Origin of the sequence: Neochlamydia sp. AcF84 (genome assembly GCF_011087585.1) — a bacterium.
Lineage (GTDB): Bacteria > Chlamydiota > Chlamydiia > Chlamydiales > Parachlamydiaceae > Neochlamydia.
Genome location: NZ_VJOT01000004.1, coordinates 24,017 through 32,890 on the forward strand (window position 1 = coordinate 24,017; position 8,874 = coordinate 32,890).

General features: G+C 36.2%; 2 protein-coding genes. Both read right to left on the minus strand.

The features are described 5' to 3' along the window. Positions 1-33 precede the first annotated feature (33 nt). Complete coding sequence (locus tag NEOC84_RS00315; RefSeq protein ID WP_166154205.1) at positions 34-5,841, minus strand: tetratricopeptide repeat protein; 5,808 nt, start codon at positions 5,839-5,841, stop codon at positions 34-36. Between the two features lie 1,154 nt (positions 5,842-6,995). Beyond that, the gene (locus NEOC84_RS00320) at positions 6,996-8,363 is read right to left on the minus strand and encodes an amino acid carrier protein (RefSeq protein ID WP_166154207.1); all 1,368 of its coding nucleotides are present in this window, start codon (positions 8,361-8,363) and stop codon (positions 6,996-6,998) included. Between the last annotated feature and the right edge of the window lie 511 nt (positions 8,364-8,874).

Consider the following 8,874-nt stretch of genomic DNA (forward strand, 5'->3'; position numbering starts at 1 on the left):
CACTCCTAGATGAATACAATACTGGATAATTATTTAGCTTTGGGCATTACTACCTAACAATAATAAAAGTGTCTTGCATGTATTATTTAACATAACTGCAGCAGGATGATTTTCACCCAAAATTTTAGTAAGAAGTTCACTGGCTTTAAAAGAACACTCAATCATGCGTTTTTGATTTCCTTGGAGAGTGTAGAGCTGTGCCAAGTTGGAATAAAGATTTGCCACCGTGTGAGAGCTTTCGCCAAAGAGGTTAAGATCAATGGTAAGGGCTTTTTCTGTATGCTCTATTGCTTTATTTAATTTTCCTTGGTTTTTATAGAGGTTGGCTAAATCTTTATAATCTCTCGAGACATCAAAATGGATTTCACCAAAAAGTTTGCGCTCAATGACGAGGGCTTTCTTGCTATATTTTATTGCTTGCTTTAAATTTCCTTGTTCTTGATAGAGTGTTCCCAGATTGTTATAAAGGCCTGCCATAGTAGGACGATTTTCACCAAAAAGCTCAAACTCAATAGCAATCGCTTTCTTGATATACTCTGCCGCTATATCAAGTTTTCCTTGCATTTTAAAAATTTGCCCAAGATTATTGAAGGCCCTTAACATATTAGGATGAATTTCACCAAAGATCTTGCGATCAATATCAAGCGCTTTCTTGGTAAGCTCTACCGCCTGCTCTAAATCGCCTTGTTTTTGGTAAATTGCTCCTAAATTATTGTAAATAATTGCCACACTAGGATGATTTTCACCAAACAGGGCAAGGTTGGTAGCAAGCGCTTTCTTACTGTAATCTGCCGCTTTATTAAACTTTCCTAGTTTTAAGTAGACAGTTGCCATATTATTATAAAAAATTGCCACTTGAGGATTAGCATTATCAAAAAGTCGAAGAGCCATCCTAAGGGTTTGCTTGCTATACTTAATAGCTTCCTTTAAGTTGCCTTGATCTTGATAGATAAGCCCTAAATTGTTATAGTCTCTTAATACATCGGGATGATTTTCACCAAAGATCTCGCGATCAATATCAAGCGCCTTATGAACATAACCTAAAGCCTTATCTAACTTTCCTTGTTCTTTATAAATTGTTCCTAGGTTATTGTAATCTCTGGCCACAGTAAAATGAACTTCACCGAATCTTTTGCGATCAATGGCTAAGGCTTTTAGTGTATGGCCAACAGCTTCATCTAAATTTCCTTGGGCTTGACTAATTTGTCCCAAATTATTGTAAGTAATCGCGATACTTGGATGATTTTCCCCAAAAAGCTTAAAATTAATGATAAGCGCTTCAGTAATCAGCTCAGATGCTTTTTCTAAATTACCTTGTTCCTTGTAGATCATTCCCAAATTATTATAACGGCTTGCCACATTAGAATGAGTTTTCCCAAAAAGCTTAAGTTCAATGTTCAGCGCTAGATTGATATACTTAATGGCTTTCTCAAAATTTCCTTGTTTTTTGTGAATTTGCCCTAGATTATTGTAAAGGCATGCCACTTGAGGATTCTTTTCACCAAAAAGTTTAAGGTCAATAGCAAGTGCCTTTTTAATATAATCAGTGGCCCAGCCAAAATAGCCTTGGTCTTGGTAGATAAGGCCCAAATTATTATAAAGTAGCGACACGCTAGTATGGTTTTCACCAAATAGATTAAGTCTAATAGCAAGCGCTTTCTCGGCATGCTCAGCCGACTCTTTTAGATTTCCTTGATGCTGGTAGATAAGCCCTAAGTTGGCATAATCATTTGCTACTTGAGGAGAATTTTCTCCAAAAAGCTTATGATTAATTATAAGTCCTTTCTTGGTATACTCAACTGCATTTTCTAACTCTCCTTGGTCTAAGCAGATCTGTCCCAGATTATTATGATATCTTGCTATTGAGGGACAATTTTCTCCAAAAAGTTTAAGATCGATTTCTAGAGCCTTATCAATATACTCAGCAGCTTGGTTCAAAATGTCTTGATCCTTGTAAATAAGTCCTAGGTTGTTATAAGTGGAGGCTACTATTGAATGATTTTGGCCAAAGATCTCAAGGATTATTTTGAGTGCTTTTTGGACTTTCTCCTCAGCCCGATCTAGAAATCCTTGAGCTTGATAGAGGGTGCCTAGATTACTGTAAAGTAACGCCACGCTAATATGATTTTCACCAAAAATTTTAGTATTAATGAGGAGCGCACGCTTAGTATATTCAATGGATTTTTTTAAAATTCCTTGTGTGCGATAGCAGATAGCTAGATTATTATAGAAAACTGCAACCAGACGATGATTCTCACCAAAAAGCTTAGAGCCTATAGTAAGAGCTTTCTCGATATAATCAACCGCCTTATCTAAGATTCCTTGTTCTTGGTAGATAAGCCCTAGATTGTTGTAGTTTCTTACTACATGAGGATGATTCTCACCAAAGAGCTTAAGATCAATTTCTAGCGCTTCCTGGGTGTACTCAGCAGCTAACTCTAATTTCCCTTGAGATTTATAGATAAGTCCTAGGGCGCTGAAAGCATTGGAATTTTGTGGGTTATTTTTTTTTGCTAAGAAATACAAATTTTCGGCTTCCTCAAATTGAAAAAGCCTTCGAGCTATATCACCTCGGGTTTCGGGGGAGCCATCATCTAAATTAGAAAATTCAAAATCGTCTTCATTGCTTAATAAAAAAGCTTTGAAGGCTTTATAAAAAGGAATAAAGACTTGATAAATTTCTCTAACTTTTTTTAAAGCTTCTGGCTCTAAAGCAAATTGTTTTTTAATAAGAGCAGAATCATCAAATCTGAAAGGCCTAGTCAGAGGATTCATCATTTCATTCTGTTTTTTATAATGAGCATAAGTTTTAAGGCGCATAAATAAAGCTATACTCATCCATTCCTTTAATTTTTCAGCAGCATTCCCCTTTAAAGTGCTTTGCTTTTCCAACTGATCGATTCTAGTAAATGTATCTGAGGCGTTTACTTTTTTAATAAGAGCTATTCTATCTAATGCTAAATGAGGGAAGCGGTAAAAATCATTTTTAACCTTAAAAAGCATGCCTTGTTTGTCTAAATCATCCATTGCTGGATTAAAATTTTCCATATCAGCTACTATTAAATGCTGCTTGGCTAAGTGTTGGCGAAGATTAAAACCTTCTCGATAAGAAACACTAAGTTTTTCTTGAATTTTTTGGCTATATTGGTCGGTTAACTTAGGGTTGCCCAGTAGATGAGTAAAGGTTAAAAGCTCCATTGGAAGATGAGGTTCTTTTTCATGCCACCATTTCCCTTCTTCGGCTTGGGCAATATATTCGGCCATTTTTTCAGGAGTCTGAATGAGCTCAAAAGTCTCTCTATTACCAAAAGGAGTTTTACAGCCTTTTCCTTTTACTCCCGCTCCGTCGAAAGCTAAGCCCCGTGGTGTAATGTCATCAAAAAAATTGATGGCATTTAAGCAAGGAATATTTAAAGCAGGAAGAATAGTTTCTCCTAGATTGATAACTTTTAAATGAATGAGACTTGTAAGATTCTGAAAATATTTTCTATTTAGAGGGGTATCTTCTGCTATAAGAATGCCAAACTCTAGATCGGAGTAAGGCGTCATCTCTTCCCTAGCTAGTGAACCAAAGCCTATCATAGCATATTCACACGGCTCATCCCCTATATGATTTAAGGCCTGCATTACAAGATGTCCAAAGAAAACTTTTATCCGTAGAGCAATCTTACTATAAAGCTCTCTAATACTTTCAAAAGGTGGATTGTTCGGTAAAGCTTGAATGCTATCCTCTATCTCATCTCTAAGATTTTTTACAGCTTGGTCATTAGCTGCAAATTGCCTTTTCATGGCTGCCGAGTGCAACGTTTTACCATTACATAACCTAATAAGCAGTTCATGGATCCTAAAAAGCCTCCTTCTAAGAATTTCATGCCTTTTTTGAGGTGCTAAGCGTAAGGCATAACGATAAAGTCCGGCCGCTTGCAGAAGTGTTTCATGCGTTCCTTTACCCACATATACATCCCCTAGTTTTTCTATATATAAGGCTTGTTGGATAGAATCTTTCTTTTGAATGGCAAGTTTTAAAGCTAAAGTATAAGCCTCTTCTGCTTCTTTTAACTGTTGCTTTGTTAAAGCATTACTAATCTGATCGATAGAATAGACCATCTTTTCTAAATGATCAGCAATTTTATCAAGATAGCTTAATAATTTTTGAGGTTGGTACTGATTCAGTAACTGCACCTTACTGGGCAGGTGCTGCCTAAATATACGAGCACAGCTCTTAGCATTAAGAACTCTTTTTAATTCATCATTTTTCAAGCTGCTAAAAGAAAGAAAAATCTGTTGAAAAACTTTTAAAGGTAGAATAACTAAATAGCTAGGAGGTTTTAATGTTTCTTGCTCAGTAAAATTATTAGCTTGTTGGGTCTTTATCGATGTTTTACAGGGTTTAGATTGTAAGTGATGCAAAAGCTGTATTGCAAGATGCCCTAAATTAAATTTTATCTGTTGAGAAATCTCACCTTGAAGCTCTCTAGCCTGTTCCATAGAAGGATTTTCTGATAAAACTTGAAGCTTACATTGTGTTTCTTCTTTAAGATTTTTTAATGTATGTAAATTAGTTTCGAATTGTTTTTCTAGTGCTGCAGGATTTAAAGGTGTGCTTTCACAAATTCTAACAAATAGGTCATGGACTTTAGAAATTTTATCCCTAAGAAGTTTGTGTCGCTCCTGAGGTGCTAAGCGTAAAGCTTGGTTATAAAGCCCTGCCCCTTGCAAAAGTGTTTCATGTGTTCCTTTACCCACATATACATCCCCTAATCTTTCCATGCAAATGGCTTCTCGGATACGATCATTCTTTCGGACGGCAAGTTTTAAAGCTAACGTAAAAATCTCTTCTGCTTTCTCTAACTGTTCTTTTGTTAAAGCATTACTGCTCTGATCGATAGGATAGACCATTTTTTCTATGTAATTAGCAATTTCATCAAAATAATCGATGCTCTCATAAGAAGCTTCTGTTTTCAATAAAGAAAAAGGATTTTGTCTTAAAGATTTTTGAGCATGAATGAAATGACCCCCTAAATCCACTATAAGAATATATTCTGTAGGCCTTTCTTCTTGAGGAATAGTTTCCCATTCCGAAGATCTAGAATCTTCAGGCGAGCTTGCGTCTGAGAAAATCAGCCTATCATGAATGCCACAAATCAAATGCTCTTCATTAACTGTTACCAATCTTATAGGAATAGATAAAGCAGGTGCTAATAAGTCTCCTTCTCCCAAGCCGCTTACCCAAGTTCCTTTTTCTATTATTTCTTCTGCTCTTTTACGGTCTGTGTGTTTAACAATATCAGCAAGCACCTGTCTTAAATAAAAAATTTTATCTTTGTGCTCGTCTAGCAAAGGAATTTTTCTAGAAAGTTGTTTGTAACTTGCTAAAAAAGCACTAAAGAAGCAGTCGCCATCACTTGGCACACCTTTTAATTCAAACCCTTCCTTATTAAGATAGTCAGCGGCAGTATTTACTTTTTCTCTCATTGCTTCATTAATAATAGTTGAAGAATCATCCCATAAAGATGCTGCTATCTGTTGCGAATCCCAAAGAAAAGGAAAAGTATCAAGACGATTTTCTTTATCACAAGTTGGCAATTTTTCTTTGGATAAGCTAACTCTAGAGCTTTCTAAATGAAAATTGCTCGCTTCATCCGTTTGTCCAATTAACTGCTTCCATTGTCTACAAACCAGCTGCGCTTGGCATAAATCTTGAAGTGTCAATTTTTTAAAAATTTTTAGGCTAATTTCTATAAAGGCGTCCGTATCCCCTAGAGAATAACTAGGATCATTTTGTATTCTTTGGAATTCAGGGAATATACAAGGTTTTGTACCCGAATTGCTTACACTCATTTACTTACCGCCTTTTATGTAAATTTAGCCTTACTTCTTTTTCAGTCTGCATGCACTTCTAAAATTTTCACTTGTCGTTTTTATATCATTTTCAACGAGATATATAAAAGGAATTCATACTATTTTTTCCTTAAATAAGTCCATTAAGAAGTTGGCTTTATAGGAAAAAGCCCTAGAAAAGACTTTTGAAATACAAACTTATTTACTAATCTTTTTCAAAAATCGAAAGTTTTTCTAAAACATTGACCTTTCAATATAATAAGAATTTTGAAAAATTTTAGGAGCGGAAAAACCAATTTGTTTTAAACAGGAAAAACTGAGGTGAGCATAAGTTAGAATCTACATTAGGCCAGTTAATTTTGATTAGCATATAAAGAATGTGCCCCAAGGCTGCTGCTTTTAAGGAGAAGAGAAGCTTAATGCTTAGAGGCTATTCTAAAGATTTGAACGATAAGAAAAAAAGGGAGGAGGAGGGCTGCTTCCTATGAAAAAAGAGAGAAGTCTTGTATACATTCTAGAACAGCTTGGTTAGACGCTACCTTTTATGTAAGCTGTGCAGGGTGCCAATAGAGCCATATTTCTCACGATACTTCTCTTTAAAGACGCTGTTTAATTATTTCTCTATAGCGAGGCTTCCTAGAAAATCTGAAAATATGACTACCCTCTTCAAGAATACTTAAGGGGAACACATCGAGCTCATTCGAGGAAAATTACTAGAAAAAATATGAGTAGATCAAGGTTATTAAGGAAAAGAGATTAAAAGCTATCGTTTAAAACATAGCAAAAAAGTTGAAATAGTAAAAAGGCCACAGATAGAACACCTCTGTAGAATGAAGATCTGAATGTTTTTTATATTCTTTTGCAAAAAGAATTTAGTACTTTACCGAAAAGGTGGTAGTAGAAAGAACCTTAACGCAGATAAACACATGGCGGAGATTATTACAAGATAATGAATACTTATCCACAACTCTACAAGCTATGATTTATACTACTAGATTTAGAATAAAGGGGAGAAAAAATAATTGTGGAGACACCTTATTAGATATCTTGCAAGGAGCTAGGCATCTAGCGATAGAGGCACAATCTCTATTGAGCAAGGTTAGATTGGCGCCTTAGTAGCGCTGAAAGCCTCAAAGAAGTGCCTATGCCTACTTTCAGCTTAAGTCCGCCGATGCGGCTATCGAACATCCTTCGGTCTTCTCCTTTTGAAGAAAACTGAAATTATAAGAGATCTCATGCCGTAACTTAAAAATTCCATAGCAGTTTAGAACGAGTAAAAGTCCTCCGGCAATCGTCATGACAGTTTGTGCTTGTGCTGTATCTACCAAAGCAAACGCGCCTAAAGTAATTACAGCATAGATATAGTAAAACCTACGACCTTTCCTTGGGTGCAAATATTCAGCGCATTTAAGACCTACACAAAAATAAGCATTGATAGTGGAATATCCCAGCAGGAACAAAAACAAAGGCATAAACCATTCCATGTAAGGAAAATATTGCGCTAAAGCTGTTTGAATGAGCAGACTAGAATTAATGGGCTGATGCCATAGATCTGTTACTAAAATAATGAGAACACTGGTGGTACAAATCATGAAGGTGTCCACAAAAATATCAAAAATTACCAGGGAGGCCTGTTTTTCTGGTATTTTAACAAAGCTTTCACTATGGATAACAGAAGCATAGCCTACCCCTAGATCACCCGTATAACATCCTCGACGGACTCCTTGAGATATCGTTCCCATGGCTGAACTGCCAATAAAACCTCCCACGGCGGCGTGGCCTGTAAAAGCTGTATTAAAAACTGCTCTTAAAACCTCAGGAATCCTATCGATATTTTGGATAAGTACCCAGCATCCCATGCCTAGATAAATAAACACGAAAAGCGGAATAGAAATTCCTGAGATATTGCCTACTCGACGCACGCCTCCCTGCCCTGCAAAAATTACTAAAGCTAATAAGATAGCCAAAACAAGGTAAGGAGAAAGATTGACATTGGCTGTCACGCTCTTTACGATTACATTGAATTGATAAACTTCCACTCCGTAAATGCACAAAAGACCACCTACAATAGTGGGAACAAAAGAGCCTTTGAACACCCTTTGCAAAAAATACATGGGTCCCCCATTATACCCTCCGTGGGCATTGGGAACCCGGTAGCGAATTCCTAGATATACTTCGCTATATTTAATCATCATTCCCGCAATAGCGGTGAGCCAAATCCACAATAAAGCACCAGGGCCTCCGATTTGCACAGCTGTAGTAATTCCCACAATATTCCCAATGCCTACGCATCCACCTACACAAGCAAAGAAGGCTTGTAAAGGATGGACACCACTTTTATCCTTATCCGGAACAAACAAAAAGCCAAAAAACGTTTTTACCACGCGAGGAAACTGAACAATCTGCACCCACCGCGCTTGAAAACTTAAAAAAATTCCCAATAGAAGGATGGTGGGAACAGCTACATATCCCCATAGAATATTTTCCACCTGTTCCAGGTGAATAAAAAAACTGTCTAGCATTAGATATTAAACTATAAAAATTTACAAAAATTATTTGAGCAATAATTATTATATTCTTACTATCTTGTATTAGTCAAGAATTTTTTAGTCGTTTAAAAGGTTGATTTGAATCGTTTAAATTTTTAGAGGTCAGCGACATGATGAGGAGGAAGCATTCTCTGACAGGCCATCGTGTGGCTAGTTAGTAAATATCTAACTTTACTCACTACTGGCTTTTTGACTGTTGAATTTTTTCATGGGGATCTTTTTGTAAAAAGCCTCTGTAGTTTTAAGTTTCATATTTTTAACACAGGGAAATTGCATGAAGATTTAAGTTGACAAAGCAAGAGGTATAATTATCATTCTTTTCCTTAAAAAGGAGGAATGAATGGATACGCATAAGCCCAATAGTATTTTTGCTGTATTTAAGGATCTGGAAGATCCAAGGAAGCAAAGAAACCAAATCTATAGTTTGTTTGATATTGTTACGATTAGCATTTTGGCGATTTTATGCGGTGCAGATGATTGGGCA